Raw genomic sequence first — 15,095 nt, forward strand, 5'->3', positions numbered from 1 at the left:
AGGGCTCGGTAGTGCAACTAAATTACAAAAAGCATGGCTAAACCAAAAATAGAATTCGGTTGCGGTTTGTAAAAAAAAACGAAAATGCACATCATCCCCGGATAAACTAAAATGATGTTTTGCTGCTTTACTCTTTCCGCTTTCCACTTTGGTCTTTCAGCTTAATTAGCTATTTTTGAACTTTTAATACATTCATGAGCATATCCACCAAGTACAATCCTGCAGAAACAGAAGATAAATGGTATAGCTATTGGCTATCTAAAAAATTTTTCCACTCAGAACCTGATGAGCGCGAACCTTACACCATCGTAATTCCGCCGCCAAACGTCACAGGAGTACTGCACATGGGGCATATGCTCAACAATACCATTCAGGACGTATTGATCCGTAAGGCCCGTATGCAAGGCAAAAATGCATGTTGGGTGCCGGGAACTGACCACGCCTCAATTGCCACTGAAGCAAAGGTGGTGGCGATGCTAAAAGAACAGGGCATTAATAAAAAAGACCTTTCGCGCGAAGAGTTTTTGAAATACGCCTGGGAGTGGAAAGAGAAATATGGTGGTATAATTTTAGAACAGTTAAAGAAACTGGGAGCAAGCTGCGATTGGGACCGTACCCGTTTCACGATGGAAGATGATCTTTCTGAGGCGGTGATCGATTCGTTTATCCACCTGTATAAGAAAGGATGGATTTACCGTGGTATCCGCATGGTAAACTGGGATCCTGCCGGTAAAACAGCCGTTTCTGATGAAGAAGTAATCCGTAAAGAGGTTAATCAGAAGTTATACTATATAAAATACCTGATTTCTGGAACAACAGACCAGTTTTTAACGATTGCAACCACGCGCCCGGAAACCATTATGGCCGATGCCGCCATTTGTATCAACCCGAACGATGAGCGTTTTACACATTTAAAGGGTAAAAAGGTTTTCGTGCCTTTAGTTAACCACGAAATCCCGGTTATTGAAGATGAATATGTAGATATCGAATTTGGAACAGGTTGTTTAAAAGTTACACCAGCACACGATTTGAACGATTATGAGCTGGGTTTAAAACACAATTTACCTGTTACCGATATTTTAAACGAAGACGGAACTTTAAATGAACTGGCGGTTATTTTAGTGGGCGAAGACAGGTTTGTTGCCCGTAAAAAAATTGCCAAAATGTTGGAAGAAGCCGGTCATTTAGATAAAGTGGAAGACTACAAATCGCAGGTTGGTTTTTCTGAGCGTACCGATGCCGCTATCGAACCAAAGCTTTCTATGCAATGGTTTGTAAAGATGAAAGAAATGGCTCAGCCTGCCCTGGATGATGTATTGAACGGAGAAGTAAACCTGATCCCTAATAAATTTGAAAATACCTACCGCCACTGGATGGAAAATGTGCGCGACTGGAACATTAGTCGCCAGTTATGGTGGGGACAAAGAATTCCGGCCTGGTATGATGATAAAGGAAACTGGGTGGTTGCCAAAACCAAAGACGAAGCTTTAGAAGAATTCTGGAAGAAAAAACACCTGGATGAAAACTGCACGGAAGCTGAAAAAGCAGGATTCAAACATCAGTTAGCGCCATTTTTGAGGCAGGATGATGATGTGATGGATACCTGGTTCTCTTCCTGGTTATGGCCGATTTCGGTTTTTGACGGCTTTAAAAATCCTGAAAATAAAGATATTAACTATTATTATCCAACCAACGACCTCGTTACTGCACCTGAAATCTTGTTTTTCTGGGTGGCCCGTATGATTATGGCCGGCCATGAATTTATGGGCAAGAAACCATTTACCAATGTATACTTAACCGGGATAGTACGCGATAAACTGGGGCGTAAAATGTCTAAATCGCTGGGTAACTCACCAGACCCGATCGGGTTGATTGAAAAATATGGTGCTGATGCGGTTCGTGTGGGAATGTTAATGTCATCGCCTGCCGGTAACGATTTAATGTTTGATGAGGCTTATTGTGAGCAGGGGCGTAATTTTGCCAGTAAAATATGGAATGCCTTCCGTTTGGTAAAAGGATGGGAGGTTGATGAAAACCTGGCGAATCCGAATACCCAGGCCATTTTGTGGTTCGAAAACCGCTTTAATGAGGCATTGGTAGAAATTGAAGCCAACTTTAAGCAATACAGGCTGTCTGAAGCATTAATGATCACTTATAAGTTGGTTTGGGATGATTTCTGTGCCTGGTATTTAGAAATGGTTAAGCCTGCTTACCAACAGCCAATTGATGCGGAAAGCTACCAGGCAACGATTGCCTTCTTTGAAAATATCATCAAGTTATTGCACCCGAATATGCCTTTTATTACGGAAGAACTGTGGCACGATGATCTGTTTGCTGAACGTGGTGAGATGGATTGCTGCATTGTGGCCGAATTCCCGAAAGGCGGAACTTTTGATGAGCAATTACTGAAAGATGCAGAGGTAATTAAAAGCGTGGTAGCCGAAATCAGAAATGTAAGGAACCAGAAACAGATTTCTCCTAAAGAAGCGTTGCCTTTAAGTATCAAAATCAATTCAGACCTGGACTATGAAAAATGGTTAAACATTGTTTTCAAACTGGCCAATGTATCAGAAGCTGAAATTGTAAACGATAAAATTGTAGGTGCAACTGCTTTTATGGCAGGTAAAGATGAATTCTTTATCCCGCTAACCGAAAACGTTGATTTAGAGGCAGAGCGCGAACGCTTAAATGCCGATTTGATTTATCTGCAGGGTTTTCTGAAATCAGTTGATTCCAAACTAAGCAACGAACGTTTTGTGCAGAATGCGAAACCCGAAATTGTTGCTAACGAACGCAATAAAAAGGCCGATGCTGAGGCAAAAATCAAAATTATTGAAGAAAGTTTAGCGATTTTAGGCTAATAATAATCTCACAGCCCTGTAAGGTTTTTAAAACCTTACAGGGCTTTAATTAAAAAATATGATACGCTCTCAGAATTTATTATGTATTTTTTCCTGCCTCTTATTATTTATTGTTTCCTGTAAGAAAGAAGGCGATAAAGAAGAGGTACTGAAATATCCCATTTCCTTAACTTATAAATCTTACAGTAAGGGAAAAATGAGGATGTGGACAATGAATGGCGAGGTACTCGATCAACAAAAAATAGCAAATTTTGCAGGAAATGCCTTTGCTAACTCATTTGATGCCAATTTTTATCAGATAAAATTTACTAAACCCGATTCTGCAGAAATTAGATATCCACCTGCATTAGATGGATTTTGGACTTACAAGGTTAAGGATTCTGCTAATATTGATTTTAAAGGTGATGTTCATCTGTTTCATGGAATGGTGTTTGGAAACCAAGCTACACTTGATCGGTCTTTCCTAATATATAGGACCAGCATTTATACTCAGCCTGTTAGGGTAATCAATCAACCAACATCAATTCCTCCCATTATTTACAGGGCAGATTTAGGATTTAAAGCTACAGGGAATAAAAAAGCCCTTATGATCTCTGGTTATCTTTATAAATTGCGCCTGTATAACAGAGCTGCTATTTTTAGCGGTCACATGTTCGGTGACTTTAACGAGCGATTTTTAAACGAATTACAAGATCGTGATACTTTAGTTGTGCAGTTGACTAAAAATAATTGGGCGCTGTAAAATATTCTATCAACTTTAAAAAAACTTTTGTACTTGAAAAAGAGGCTGTATATTAAGTTGTAATGCCGTCCGAATTTGTTACGTTGAGCTTGCCGAAACGTTTTGCGAGCTGTTTTAATAGCTCCCTCTACGAACTGTTAGTAATGTTGTTTTATAAATTATTGTTAATCAGTATTTTAGACGCTTTCGCATTCCTGTCCAGTTAGGCCCCCCCAGTACAGCATCCTCGTTCTACTTAAATCCGGCCTAACAAATTTTTCGGACTGCACTTTCATAGCCTTACCACCGGCTTTAATAGAAAAATTTTCAGCCGGCGCTTTATTAATGATCTTCTATTGTTTTCATTTGTATTAATGAGCTCGGCAATGCCTCGGTTTTGGTTCTTTTTGACGGCAAAAAGAAGGAGCCCATCGGCGGCAGCGAGCCGAGGCAAGACTGTGCTGTAAGGCCAAAGAAATTAATCATAGGTCACTCGTATTGATTTTTATATAATAAATCATTCCTCTAGGATGATAATTCTATATTCGTGATATAATCTCTTTTTATTTAGTAGTTATTCAAATCTCATTAGGATAAATTATTTCAAACGTTTTCCTAGATCTCAATAAAATATATTATAGCCTTAAATACAGGCTTCTTAGCTATTTATTTAAGGTTAAAACATTTATAAGCCATTGTTTTGGTATAAAGTTTCAAAAATATTACTTGCGAATATTTAAGGTTTATTTTTATTAACCATATTTTAGATTTTGTTAAAGCGGTCTGCCAGATCGTAAACTATTTTAAGAGCTTATCTAACCTAATATCCTCAAATGGAAAACTCCAGAAGAACATTTATTAAACAATCGGCAATATTTGCTGCGGCAACTTATGCGGGTACCATGGGCATGAGTGCCAAAAGTTATGGCCGTATTATCGGAGCGAATGACAGGGTACGTGTTGGTGTTGTTGGTTTTTCTGATCGTTTCAGAGAAACCCTCCTGCCTTGTTTTTTGAACCACAACAAGGAACTGAACTTCGATATTGTAGGCCTTTCCGATCTTTGGAACTACCGTAGAGATCTAGGAATTGCCCATTTAAAGAATAAATTTGGTCATGATATTAAAGCCTGCCGAAACAACGATGAGCTTTATGCCACAAAAGACCTTGATGCCGTCATCATCAGCACTGCCGATTTTCAGCACGCCCTTCACACCATCGAGGCGGTAAAGGCCAATTGTGACGCTTATGTAGAAAAGCCTTTTGCCGAGACCATGGATGATGCCAAAGCGGCATTTAAAGCGGTTAAGGCCAGCAAGCAGATTGTACAAATTGGCTCTCAAAGAAGGAGCGGAGAGAATTATATCAATGCGGCAAAATTTATACAGGATGGAAAATTTGGCCCGATCACTGCGGTTGATTTGGTATGGAATGTAAACCAGCCGGGCCGTTGGCGCAGACCAGATTTAGTGGCTAAATTAAAGGAAGAAGATATCGATTGGAAACGATTCTTGCTCAATAGGCCGGCTGAGCCTTTCGATGCAAGAAAATACCTGGAATACAGGTTGTTCTGGCCCTATTCTTCCGGTATGCCCGGCCAGTGGATGTCGCACCAGATTGATACGGTACATTGGTTTACCAATTTAAAACACCCGCGCAGTGTAGTGGCAAACGGAGGCATTTACACCTGGAAAGATGGCCGCAGAAACTGGGATACGATGGTTGCAGTATTCGATTACGGTAAGCCAGATACTACCGACGGTTTCCAGGTTACCTTTACATCGAGGATGCAGAATAGTGTAGGCGATGTTGGTGAGGTTTATTATTCAAACGGTGGAGAGCTGAACCTGATTACGAATAAAGTATCGCCAAAAGGTGGTTTAAAAGAGAAAGAAGCTGCAGCCATGGGTTTAAAAGCCAACCTGCTGCCTGAATTTGATTTAAGCAAAACCGAAATTAAAACGGCCACAGGAGCCAGTATGGGCGGCGATAGCTTAACCTCAGGCCACATGCGTAACTGGATGGAATGTGTACGTAGCCGTAAAACACCAAATGCCCCGGTTGAGGCTGGTTATTCACATTCTATTGCCAATATCATGACCAATGCCGCGGTACGCACAGGTGCAAAAGCAATTTTCGATGAAAACAGACAGGAAGTTATCGCAAACGGAAAAGTATTTAAATATTAAAAATATCATTATGGCGAAGCACGAAGCGATCCATCAAACAAAAAAGATTGCTTCGTCATTCTTCCCCGCCATGACAACAAGAAAAATCAAATCATGTTAAATTTTAAAAAATATAGTATTCTGGCGTTTTCGCTCATCACTTTATCAGCCACTGCCCAAAAAGCAAAACCTTTATTTGACGGTAAAACCCTTACCGGTTGGAAAGCCGTTGCAGGTGCTGCTCCGTACAAGGTTGAAGATGGAATGATTGTTGGAACGATGACCAAGGGCACACCAAATTCGTTCCTGATCACCGAAAAAGAATATGGCGATTTCATTTTGGAGCTTGACGTGAAACTGGAGGGTGAAACCACCAACTCGGGTATACAAACGCGCAGCCATATCAAACCCGAAGGAAATAACGGTAAAGGATTGGTTTTTGGCAGGCAGGTAGAAATAGACCCTACACCGCGGGCATGGACCGGCGGAATTTACGATGAAGCCAGAAGGTTATGGCTTTACCCACTGGAACTTAACCCATCAGCAAAGCCATTGTATAAAAAGAACGGGTTTAACCATTACCGGATTGAATGTATCGGTAACGAAACTAAAACCTGGGTAAATGGAAACCCTGTTGCTTATGTGATCGATACCTTAGATAAAACCGGATTTATTGGTTTACAGGTGCATGGTATTGGCAATAACCTCGAGAATGATGGCAAAAAAGTTTATTTCAAGAACATCAATATTCAAACAGAAGGGTTAAAAGCCAAGGCATTTCCTAAAGGGATTTATACGGTTAACCTCACACCCAATACCTTATCTGCCTACGAAAAATCGGAGGGTTATAAACTATTATTTGATGGTAAAAGCAATGCAGGGTGGATAGGTGCTTATAAAACGGCTTTCCCTGCCAAAGGATGGAAAATTGCCGATGGGATAATCAGCGTAGAACCTTCGGGCGGTGCCGAATCAACCAATGGTGGCGATATTGTAACCAGGGATGAATATGCGGCTTTTGACTTATCGTTCGAATTCAGGCTTACTCCCGGAGCCAATAGCGGTGTAAAATACTTTGTTACCCTGAGCGAGAATAATACCGGTTCGGCCATCGGACTGGAATACCAGGTTTTGGATGATGTACTACACCCGGATGCCAAATTAGGCAGGGATGGAAACCGTACCCTGGCTTCTTTATACGATTTAATTACTGCTAAAAAAGAAGCCCGTTTCCTGCGCCCAATCGGCAGCTGGAACAATGGCCGTGTGGTGGTTTATCCCAATAACAAGGTGGAACACTACTTAAATGGCGTAAAAGTGCTGGAATATACACGTGGCTCTGAGGAGTTTAAAAAATTGGTTGCTATCAGTAAATACAAAGATTGGAAAAACTTTGGCGAAGCACCGAAAGGACATATCCTGCTGCAGGATCATGGCAATAAGGTAGATTTCAGGACGATTAAAATTAAAACTTTATAAGCCTGTTGTTTATTGCTCGAAAATGAGCGTTAGTTTAATATGGCTGCGAGCAGTCCCGCTTTCGCTTATAGTCTTCGCTGCGCTGTGGGCTATTTAGCTCAATCGGGTTTATTATTGGCGTTTGTGCTGTGAAACAAACCCATACGCACTGAAAGAAATTAAATAGCCCCGACATACGCGGAAATACTTTTTGTTGCATTTCCAATCATAAAGCAACTACCTGGAACAAAAAGATTGCAGCATTGGCGGGACTGCCATTTAATAGAAGCATTACCCTGGCGCTCCAGATTATCATTTTAAGAAATAAAATATTAACATATCATGCATCGTCGATCTTTTGTTAAAACATCTGCATTAGTAGGTTCTGGTTTACTTTTGGGCAATCAGGGTTTCGCCAGTCTGGTAGCTGACGAAATTATTAATGTGGCTATGATTGGTTGCGGCGATCGCGGTAAAGGTGTGTTATCGGTAATTAAATCAATGCCTGCAAAGTATAAAATTAAAGCCTATTGCGATTTGCTCGATTTCAGGCTTAAGGAAACCGAAAAGTATGTTCCTGCTGATGCAAAGGCCTTAAAAGATTACCGCAAGGTTTTAGATGATAAAAGTATCGATGCCGTTTTTATTGCTACACCTTTAAGCGAGCATTTTCGCATTGCAAAAGATGCGGTGCTGGCCGGTAAACATGTGTATGTAGAAAAAACCATGACTTATAACATTGCCCAGGCACTCGAACTTAAAAAACTGGTTAAACAATATCCCAACCAGGTTTTTCAGGTTGGGTATCAATACCGTTATTCGCCGCTGTACTTTAAGGTGAAAGATATGGTTCAAAGTGGTTATTTGGGTAAAGTTAGCCAGATCGATTGTCGCTGGGACCGTAATGGCAATTGGCGCAGGGCTGTGCCCGATCCGGCTTTAGAGCGCAAAATCAACTGGCGCATGTACAGGGAGTATTCTGGCGGACTGGCTGCCGAACTGCTCTCCCACCAGATCGATTTTATCAACTGGGCTTTCGAAACGCAACCCGATGAAATTATGGGCTCGGGCGGGATAGATGTTTTTAAGGATGGCCGCGAAACTTATGATAATATACAGGCCATTCTGCGGTATAACAAAAAAGGCATGATCGGCAACTTTGGGGCCACCTGCGGCAATGCACACGATGGTTACCTGTTTAAAATAAAGGGAACCAAAGGTTCGGTTTCTTTACTCACCAACACCGGCTTATTTTATCCCGAAGAAAGTACCAAAAAAGATCTGGGTATTGTAGATGGCGTAACCGGGGCGACAAAAATTGTGGTCAATAAAGATGGCGGGATCCCTATTTTGGATAAGGCCACCATTGATGGTACAAATTATGCGCTGGATGAATTTTATAAATCAATCACCACTAAAAAGGAGCCAGCATCGAATATCAATACCGGAACGCAGGCAGCTATATGCGTGGCCATGTGTAACGAGGCGATTTATAGCGGTAATAAACAGGTTTGGAAGACGGAATACAGTACTTAGATCATATTCTCTTTTGTCATTCCGAACGATTGAAGAATCTTCCTATTGGTTGTTGCCTCACCGACCAAGAAAAATATTATTCTACTTTCATTTTTTTGGGTACGGATTAAGTTTCGGTTGATGAGAAACTAAATAAAAGTTAAATTTTAGGGTTCATAGTTTGGAATATTGGCATTTTGTTTCCCGTTGGTATTTGGAAATGAACGGTTTGAGGTTCTTGGCAGTTTTAGCCCCGCTTTGCGCTTTACTCCATTTCACTTCGTGTTCGCTGCAGTCGGGTTTAGGAACAAAGGTTTGTGCATGTTACAACCTAAAAGATGAAATGCTGCTGTAGCCATATAGCCCGGTTGCAGCGATACCCTGCAGCAACGAGGTATCCCGAACCTTCGGGAAAGCGTATAAGCGGAAAACGGGAAGAAATTTCGTGTTTAGCATTAGATCTGCGCTCCCATTGATGAGCTATTTTTCCCTTTATCTGTATATTAATTACGCAGAAGAAAATATAATTTTACTTTCATTTTTTGGATACTGATCAAGTTTCGGTCGGTGGGACACCAAACGATAGATGGAAATCTGTTCAGGTAGATCTCTCCATTCCGTTACACTCCAGTCGAGATGACGAAATTTCTATTTGAATCTTCACTGATTAACTTGTTCAAAGCATAGTCAAGGTATTCTATAAGCTAAGGTTTGTACTTTTTATTGTTTCTGATCCAATAGCGATCGGGTGCGGTGAAAAAGCCAGGATGTTGAGGAGCAAACCTTATTTTTTGGAAAGCAATTGATGGCCCCTGTTTTAAAGTTCGTTCCTGCTTTCTGCTTCAATCTTTTTTGCGCCTGGCTGCGCCGGGGGGCTACAAAAAAGGATTTCCGCGTCAATCAGGTTTAGATGGCAAGAATAGTGCTGCTGCTGAGGGTTGAATAGCGTGATTCAGAAAATGAGGTTAGCCCTAAGAAAAGAACCAAATTATTCAATAAAGATCCTTCACTATGTTCAGGATGACAAATATGGCTTTACAACTCCAAATACTCCGGTATTTCCTGTACGAAATTAAAGCGGCCTTTTTCTGCATCCATCCTGGCGTAAACATGCTGCAAACCATTGGTCAAAACGATCCACCTGGCCTGGTGTATCGAATTGTACCGCGATGCCTGATCGAAAACCGAAGGTGTAATCTTAACCTTTGGTGCTTTACATTCAATCAACATCAGCTTTTCGCCGGCCGTATTGTAAACCAGGATATCGCTGCGTTTTTGTAACTGGTTTAACACTAAACCGCCTTCAATCTGAATCAGGCTGCGGGGGAATTTTTTTTCTAAAATAAGGTTCTGTATAAAATGCTGACGGACCCACTCTTCAGGTGTAAGCACCAGGTGTTTCTTCCTCAGCTCATCGAAAATAAACACCACATCATTTTTTTTAGTGATTTTAAACGGATACGGAGGAAGGTTAAGTGGGGTAGGGGTAAACATTTCAGTTGACAGTTATCAGTTGGTAGTTTTCAGTTGACAGTAAGCAGCTAACAGTGTAGCAGCATCAAAGTTAGTTAATTTTAAATGATGCTGAAGAAGTAGGCTGTCTAATGTCTCAAATCTAATATCTCCCATCTCCCATCTCAAATCTAACTCATCACACTCCTTAATTTATAAACATTTACCAAAATCATTAAACCTAAATTGTAATTTTACCAGCCATGACTGCTGCCGAAATTATCAAAGATATCAAAGCCCGGAAATTCAAACCTGTATACCTGTTACATGGGGAAGAGGCTTACTATATTGATCAGGTAACCGATTATATCGAAGATAAGTTATTAAACGATGCCGAAAAAGGTTTCAACCAGACGGTTTTATACGGCAAAGATACCGATATGGCTACAGTTTTAGGCGCAGCAAAGCGGTATCCGATGATGTCTGATTACCAGGTGGTGATTGTTAAAGAAGCACAGGATTTAAAATGGGGCAAGGAAGACAGTTCTAAGGAAGGCGAATTTGCGCTCAATTATTTCGAAAAACCTTTACCCAGTACCATTTTGGTGCTTGCCTATAAATATGCCAATTTCGATAAGCGTAAAAAGATTTACAAAGCGATAAGCAAAAGCGGGTTAATTTTTCAGTCAGATCCGGTGCGCGATTATAAGCTGGTACCCTGGATCGAAGAATTTGTTAAGGAAAAAGGGTACAGGATCGATCAGCAGGCATCGGCATTAATGGCCGAATATTTGGGCACCGATCTCTCCAAAATTGCCAACGAGATCGAAAAATTAATGCTCAACGTTTCAAAAGAGGTTACCATTAATACCGATCTGGTTCAGAAAAACATCGGCATCAGTAAAGAATATAACGTTTTCGAACTGCAGAAAGCACTGGCCATCCGCGATGTGTTAAAATGTAATAAAATTATCAATTACTTCGCCAGCAATCCCAAGGCCAATCCAACCGTAATGGTTTTGGCCAATTTAGGCGGTTATTTTACTAAACTGCTCAAATACCATTATATCCCGAACAAAGCCGATGCGGCATCGGCGCTGGGCGTGCCCCCATTCTTTATTAAAGATTACGAGGTAGCGGCCCGGAATTACAATACCGGTAAGGTTTTTCAGGTAATTGGCTTATTGCGCGAGTACGATTTAAAAAGCAAGGGATTGGATAGCACGGGGAACGTTGATGATGGCGAATTGCTGAAAGAGCTTGTTTTTAAGATCATACATTGATCTTTTGTTCACAAAAAATAATTTTATATCCGCCATCAAACGTTTGCGTAATTTTTAGGCGATTTTATTGTAATCAAATAGCTGTATTTTAGGGATTAATACATTAAACACAAATGTTAATCCATTCTAAAAGAACCAAATGAAAACCAAAACCGCTATTTTTTTACTGCTGCTCTGCTCTTTTTTTGCGGGCTACACACAACAGTTAAAACCTTACGATCTTTCTTTTCCCAAACTTGCCGACCGGTGGGACGAAGCCATGCCATTAGGCAACGGTATGCTGGGGGCATTAATCTGGCAAAAAAACAATAAACTCCGCCTTTCTTTAGACCGCGCCGATTTATGGGATGAACGCAAAGCCATGGATATTTCGAAATTTAATTTCAAATGGGTTGAAGAGCAGGTACACCACAATAATTACGCTGCAGTACAAAAATTAGGTGATGAACCTTACGACCGCAGTCCTTACCCCACTAAGCTGCCGGCTGCGGCACTTGAATTTGACCTCGCTAAACTGGGTAAGGTAGTTGCCAACGACCTTAATATCGAAACCGCTTTAAATACGGTTAAATTCGATAACGGAACCGTTTTTAACTGTTATATCCATGCGGTTAAACAAGAAGGTTATTTTAGCTTTAAAAATCTTAACTCTGCAGCAACTTTACCGGCTTTAATTGTACATAATTATGCAAACAGACAAATTGAAAAAGGAGACAACAGCCATGCAGGAGAAGGTTTGCAGAAACTGGGCTACCAAAAGGGAACCGTTACCCATACTGCAAGTGGTATCCGTTATCATCAGCCTACTTATCAAGGTCATTATTATGAAGTATTGGTTCAGTGGAAAAAGCTACCGGATGGAAATATAATCGGCTCGTGGACCATTAGCAGCGACCGGGCAGCAAGTTTATCGCCTATTTCTGCAACAGCCAAAGAACCCACCGGTTGGGTTGAACATACAGCCTGGTGGAAAAACTTCTGGAGCAAATCGCGCGTTTCGGTGCCCGATGCATTAATCCAGAAACAATATTACCTCGAGATGTATAAGCTGGGCAGTGTGGCCAGAAAGGGTGCACCTGCCATTACTTTGCAAGCGGTTTGGACCGCCGATAACGGAAGTTTACCTCCCTGGAAAGGCGATTTTCATAACGACCTGAATACCCAGTTAAGCTACTGGCCAACTTATACCGGTAACCACCTGGCAGAGGGCGCTACCTTTACCGATTGGCTTTGGAAAATCAGAGACCGCAACCTGGGCTATACCAAACAGTATTTTGGCGTAGCCGGACTGAATGTGCCGGGGGTGGTAACCTTAAATGGCGATCCGATGGGTGGATGGATCCAGTATTCGCTTTCGCCTACCGTTGGCGCCTGGGCCTCGCAGCACTTTTACTGGCAGTGGAAGTACAGTATGGACGATACTTTCTTGAAAACAAGGGCTTATCCTTATATTCACGATGTGGCAACTTACCTGGAAAACATTACCCGCTTAAAAGATGGTGTGCGCAAATTGCCGCTAAGCTCCAGCCCGGAGTATAACGATAACAGCATTAAAGCCTGGTTTTTAGAATGGACCAATTTCGATTTATCCCTTACCAGGTTTCTGTTTAAGGCAGCAGCCGAGGTGAGCCAGGCCAATGGTAAGGAAGAAGAGCGTAAACACTGGTTAACTATTTTGGGCCAGTTGCCTGATTATGAAGTAAACGAAACGGGCTTTACCATTGCTCCGGGTGCCAATTTAACCAGTTCGCACCGCCACATGTCGCAATACATGGCTATTTATCCGCTCGGTTTGCTTGATGTGAATAAAGAAAAAGATAAAACAATAATCGAAAACTCATTAAAACGAATAGAAGAAATGGGTACCAGGGCCTGGTGCGGTTATTCTTTTAGCTGGATGGCTTCTTTATATGCCAGGGCTTACCAGGCAGATAAAGCCGTAAAACAATTGGAAATTTTTGCTTCAAATTTCTGCTCGCCAAACAGTTTCCATTTAAATGGCGATCAAAAAGGTGGCCAGTATTCGGGTTTTACTTACCGCCCGTTTACGCTCGAAGGTAATTTTGCATTTGCCCAGGGGGTGCAGGAACTGCTGGTTCAGAGCCGCAATGGTTATATCCAGGTTTTCCCCGCTGTACCACAAAGCTGGGCCAATGTTTCTTTTAACAGTTTACGCACAGAGGGTGCCTTTTTGGTTAGTGCTGCCAAAGAAAATGGGGTGCCGGTAAAAGTAAAAATCTATGCCGAAAAAGGTGGTGTATTGCGCGTTAAGCTTCCTTTTAAAACTTACATTGCTAAAGACCTACCGCCAGGCAGTATAAAAATGGGGGCAGAGGGGATTGCCGAGGTAAAACTGAAAGCAAAGCAGATCGTAACTTTTGAAAATGGTTACGAGTAGTTCTCATTAAGATTTTCCAGTTAAGGATACCCAAATATCATCCCTGAGCCTGCCGAAGGGCCTTGCGCAATACATGCAAGGTATTTCGACGGGCTCAACCTGACCATCCATCTCAAATCCCTTTCGAGAGGATTTGATGGATCAGATGAATAAGGACGAACGTAGATTTTAGCGTTTTAGGTCGCTTCCGGAATCGCCCTGGTGGGAAGGTTTTTCAGCCTTTAAAGCCACCTGTATAGCAAGAATCATTTCGCTAAAGGAGCTTGCTTTCCCGAAAGGCCGGGGCAGGCCGTTGTTCCTACCTGCAGTCAGGATTTTCTAATACTGCCCCGTCGGTTTATGCTACCGTTTGCATTTTTTTGATTAAGTTTTAATGTTCTGATAATTAGAATTTTACATTTATTATGGGTAATTGTTTTACCAGAATTTTTGTAAACCGGGATGCTAATGATATATTTGTTATGCAACCGATTGTTCTGTTGCACCTTAACCAAATAAATAATTATGATCTATAAACGACTGATGTGCTGCCTGATGCTACTGATCTGCTGTGCAGCCTATTCCAGGGCCCAAAATGCCAGCCCTTATGTCATCAATGCAACGAACAAACCCTATTTACTGAGAAGTTTCCTGATGTTTGAAGGGAAGAAACGTACCCATGTAATTTCCGTAGGTACGCCCGAAAAGATAAACTATGCCTACGATTTAAAACAGGGTGCTTTGCTGGAGGTATGGCGCGGCGATTTTATGGATGTGAAAGAAATGTGGCAAGACAGGGGAGAACCCCAGCTGGCCAAGCCTTTGGGTACCGTTCTGCCGCTTTCTGCCGCACCAGCCCTTGCTGTGCTGGCTGATAAAGATGCTGCATGGCCCGATTCTATTGCTTTTGACGACCTGCAAAACCAGGGTTATGTATTGGATAAAAGCAAAATGCCAACATTTTTATATACTGCCAATGGTGCCGAGGTAAGCGATAAAATAACCGTCTTAAATGGGGGTACCGCATTGAGCCGCACCATCAGCATCAGCAACGGCAAGCAGCCGCTTTATTGTCGTATTGCCGCCGCAGCCACTATCGATGCCCATAAAAACAATACTTATACTGTAGGCAATAAAACTTATACGGTAACCGTTGCTGAAGGTACAAAAGCTTTTATCAGGAAAACCCAAAGTGGCAAGGAGCTGCTGGTGCAGCTGGCCAATGCTTCCGATTCGTTAACCTATTCGCTAACCTGGTAA

9 protein-coding genes are annotated in these 15,095 nt (G+C 41.7%); 8 read left to right on the top strand and 1 reads right to left on the bottom strand.

Annotated elements, in window-relative coordinates; all coding sequences use genetic code 11:
• Positions 1-194: 194 nt before the first annotated feature.
• The 5 genes from GGQ60_RS00470 (at position 195) to GGQ60_RS00490 (ending at position 8,744) form a co-directional block, all read left to right on the top strand.
• A complete protein-coding gene (locus tag GGQ60_RS00470; RefSeq protein WP_183759435.1) occupies positions 195-2,861 on the top strand; it encodes a valine--tRNA ligase in 2,667 nt (888 codons plus the stop codon).
• 58 nt (positions 2,862-2,919) lie between these two features.
• Complete coding sequence (locus tag GGQ60_RS00475; protein WP_183759436.1) at positions 2,920-3,603, top strand: hypothetical protein; 684 nt, start codon at positions 2,920-2,922, stop codon at positions 3,601-3,603.
• An 812-nt stretch (positions 3,604-4,415) separates the two neighbouring features.
• Positions 4,416-5,771, top strand: a complete 1,356-nt coding sequence (locus GGQ60_RS00480; protein WP_183759437.1) for a Gfo/Idh/MocA family protein — start codon at positions 4,416-4,418, stop codon at positions 5,769-5,771.
• A 93-nt stretch (positions 5,772-5,864) separates the two neighbouring features.
• Positions 5,865-7,229 carry a 3-keto-disaccharide hydrolase gene (locus GGQ60_RS00485; protein WP_183759438.1) on the top strand — a complete coding sequence of 455 codons (1,365 nt, stop codon included), beginning with the start codon at positions 5,865-5,867 and terminating at the stop codon, positions 7,227-7,229.
• A gap of 321 nt (positions 7,230-7,550) precedes the next feature.
• On the top strand, positions 7,551-8,744 hold the full coding sequence (locus tag GGQ60_RS00490) for a Gfo/Idh/MocA family protein (protein WP_183759439.1): 1,194 nt from the start codon (positions 7,551-7,553) through the stop codon (positions 8,742-8,744).
• A 1,014-nt stretch (positions 8,745-9,758) separates the two neighbouring features.
• Here the strand turns inward: GGQ60_RS00490 and GGQ60_RS00495 are convergent.
• On the bottom strand, positions 9,759-10,217 hold the full coding sequence (locus GGQ60_RS00495) for a type I restriction enzyme HsdR N-terminal domain-containing protein (protein ID WP_183759440.1): 459 nt from the start codon (positions 10,215-10,217) through the stop codon (positions 9,759-9,761).
• 221 nt (positions 10,218-10,438) lie between these two features.
• Here GGQ60_RS00495 and holA point away from each other — a divergent pair, with 221 nt between their 5' ends.
• The 3 genes from holA to GGQ60_RS00510 all read left to right on the top strand — a co-directional run bounded on the left by holA (position 10,439) and on the right by GGQ60_RS00510 (position 15,095).
• On the top strand, positions 10,439-11,458 hold the full coding sequence (gene holA, locus GGQ60_RS00500) for a DNA polymerase III subunit delta (RefSeq protein ID WP_183759441.1): 1,020 nt from the start codon (positions 10,439-10,441) through the stop codon (positions 11,456-11,458).
• Positions 11,459-11,597: 139 nt separating this feature from the next.
• Positions 11,598-13,856 (top strand): glycosyl hydrolase family 95 catalytic domain-containing protein, encoded by a 2,259-nt coding sequence (locus tag GGQ60_RS00505; RefSeq protein WP_183759442.1) that lies wholly within the window; start codon positions 11,598-11,600, stop codon positions 13,854-13,856.
• 504 nt (positions 13,857-14,360) lie between these two features.
• Positions 14,361-15,095: a hypothetical protein gene (locus GGQ60_RS00510; protein ID WP_183759443.1), complete on the top strand. Its 735-nt coding sequence runs from the start codon at positions 14,361-14,363 to the stop codon at positions 15,093-15,095.

This window comes from Pedobacter zeae (assembly GCF_014196715.1).
Classification (GTDB): Bacteria; Bacteroidota; Bacteroidia; order Sphingobacteriales; family Sphingobacteriaceae; genus Pedobacter; species Pedobacter zeae.